Raw genomic sequence first — 2,737 nt, forward strand, 5'->3', positions numbered from 1 at the left:
CATCCAAAAAACACTCCCTAGCCCCTCACCGGTCGCCGGCCGGCGGGTCCTCGGCCGCGCACAGCGGGACGCTCCACCGCAGGGCGGTGCCGCCCGAGGGGCGCGACCCGGTCGCGAAGTCCCCGCCCAGCGCGGCCGCGCGCTCGGCCAGGTTGCGCAGCCCGCTGCGCCGCCCCGACTCGGGGATGCCGCACCCGTCGTCGTCCACCTGCAGCACCAGCCGGTCGTCGGCGGCGTGCACCGACACGTGCACCTCCGACGCGCGGGCGTGCCGGGCGACGTTCGACAGCGCCTCGCCCAGCACAGCCAGCAACTGCTCGCCGATCTCCTCGGGCACCGAGGCGTCGATCGGCCCCTCCAGGCTCACCCCCGGCTGGCAGCCGAGCGTGCGCGCCGCCCCCTCGGCGGCGGCCAGGATGCGCCCGCGCAGCGACGTCTCGGCCGGCGCGGCGGGTGTCTGCAGGGCGAAGACGGTGGACCGGATCTCGCGGATGGTCTCGTCCAGGTCGTCGATGGTCGACTGCACCCGCTCGGTGGCCTCGGGGTCGCGGATCAGCCGCAGCGTGCTCATCAGCGTCATGGCCGACGCGAACAGCCGCTGGATGACGACATCGTGCAGGTCCTTGGCGATGCGGTCGCGGTCCTCCAGCACCACCAGGCGCTCGGCGTCGCGGCGCGCCTCGGCCAGCTCCAGGGCGACGGCGGCCTGGCCGGAGAACGCGTCGATCATCCGCCGGGTGTCGTCGTTGAACGGCGACCGCTTGCCCTCCTTGCCGAGCAGCAGCACGCCCCGGGTGTGCTCGGGGGTGCCCAGCGGGACCAGCAGGCCGGGGCCGAACCCGCGGTGGGTCAGCATCGGGCACTGCGCGTGGCGCAGGTCGGGCACCATCTCGGCCTCGCCGTTGGCGTACACCCACCCGCAGCGGGTGTCGCGCATGTCGACCGGGGTCTTCAAGATCTCCTCGGCCACCGGGCCGTCGGCGATCTCGGCGATCAGCGCGCCGCCGCCGGGCGCGGGCAGCAGCACCACGGCGATGTCGGCGCCCGACATCTCGCGCGCCTGCCGCGCCAGGTAGCCCAGCACCTCGTCGGTGTCGTCGCCCGACAGCAGCCGGGTGGTGACCTCGGTGGACGCCGCCAGCCACCGCTCGCGGCGCCGGGTCTCCTCGTAGAGGCGGGCGTTCTCGATGGCCACGCCCGCGGCCGTGGCCAGCGCGGTGACGATGGCCTCGTCGTCCTCGTCGAACTCCCCGCCCTCGCGCTTCTCGGTGAGGTAGAGGTTGCCGAACACCTCGCCGCGCACCTGGATCGGCACGCCCAGGAAGCTCGTCATCTGGGGGTGGCCGGGCGGGAACCCGCGGAACCCCGGGTGGCCGCGCAGGTCGCGCATCCGCAGCGGGCGGCGTTCGCTGGCCGGCGCGGCCAGGATGCCGAGGCCGTGCGGGAACCGGTCGACCCCGTCGGCCTCGCCGGACTCCAGACCGACGGGGATGAACTCGGCGAACCGGCCGTCCTCGGCCAGCACGCCCAGGCCGGCGTAGCGGGCGTCCACCAGGTGCGCGGCGGCCTCGGTCAGCCGGCGCAGCACGGTCGCCAGATCGAGGTCGCTGCCGATCGACAGCACCGCCTCCAGCAGCGAGTGCACGCGGTCGCGCGTGGAGAGCGCGGACTCCAGCCGGACGTGGAGTTCGGAGATCAGGTCGTCCAGGGGCAAGCGGGGGAGCAGGGAGCGCTCGGGGGCATCGGGCACGGGTCCACACCTCCGGGGCCACGGTATCCCGGTCCGGCGGCCGCGCGGGCCCCCTCGGGAAACGGACCGCGCGCCGATCCGCGGGGCGAACCGGGATTCTTCCGGCGTCCGGTCCCGTTCGCGGGATTGGCGTCGAACGAACCGATCGTCCGCGAAGTCCGCTGTGGGCCGCCGATTCCGACACGGGGCCGCACCATCGAACGGTATTTCCCCCGAACCCTGCCGCCGACGCGCACGATCATGCTACGGTCGCGTTCTGTCGGGCGCCGGTCCTCCGGGCCGCGCCCGTCCGACCCGCCGCGGAGGCCCGCCTCCGCCCATCGTCCACCCGTCGCCGAAAGGGGCCAGCCGATGCCGCGCACCGGCCGACCGCGACGCGTCCTCCGCGTCCTGGCCGCCCTGCGCGCCCCCGCGGCCCGCCCTCTCCGCCGCCTGGCCCTGCTCGCCGGCCTCCTCGGCGCGGCCTGGCTGCTCGGCGCGTCCCCGGCCGCCGCCGACCCCGTGCCCGGCCCGCCCGACCACGCCGCGGCGCCCACGGCCGCCGCCGACGCCGCGCCCGCGGCGCCCGCGCAGCCGGCCCGCCCGGCGCGTCCGGCCCACGCCGCCTCGGCCGCGCCCGTCGGCAACGTCGCCGCCACCGTCAACGCCGTCGGCTCCCAGGCGGCCCGCGCCGTCCCGGCCGCCGCGAACGCCGTCACCGGCCCGCCGCCCGGCCACCGGTCCGACTCCGCGCCCGACACCCTCGACACGCTCGACCTCGGCGCGCCGACCGCCACCGAGCCCGAGGCCGACACCCCGCCGGACGGCGACCGCCCCGACCGCGACCCGCCCGCCGACGACCGCCCCGACCCCGAGCGCACCGCGGCCCGCGACACCGCAGCCCCGCCCGCCGACCCCGCGCCCGCCGCCTTCGCGGCCGAGGACGCGCCGGCGGCCGCGCAGGACGGCCCCGGCACCGAGGCCGACCGCGCCCCCGCGCCCGCCGAC

At 77.4% G+C, this 2,737-nt stretch carries 1 protein-coding gene and 1 pseudogene; one reads left to right on the top strand and one right to left on the bottom strand.

The window, feature by feature from the left end; all coding sequences use genetic code 11:
- Positions 1–25: 25 nt before the first annotated feature.
- Positions 26–1,750, bottom strand: a complete 1,725-nt coding sequence (locus tag NT8_RS27820) for a sensor histidine kinase (protein WP_067976005.1) — start codon at positions 1,748–1,750, stop codon at positions 26–28.
- Between the two features lie 351 nt (positions 1,751–2,101).
- Between NT8_RS27820 and NT8_RS27825 the strand changes: the two are divergent.
- A pseudogene (locus NT8_RS27825) lies at positions 2,102–2,737 on the top strand (hypothetical protein); the annotation flags it as partial.

This window comes from Nocardiopsis trehalosi NBRC 14201 (assembly GCF_001552555.1).
Classification (GTDB): Bacteria; Actinomycetota; Actinomycetes; order Streptosporangiales; family Streptosporangiaceae; genus Nocardiopsis_B; species Nocardiopsis_B trehalosi.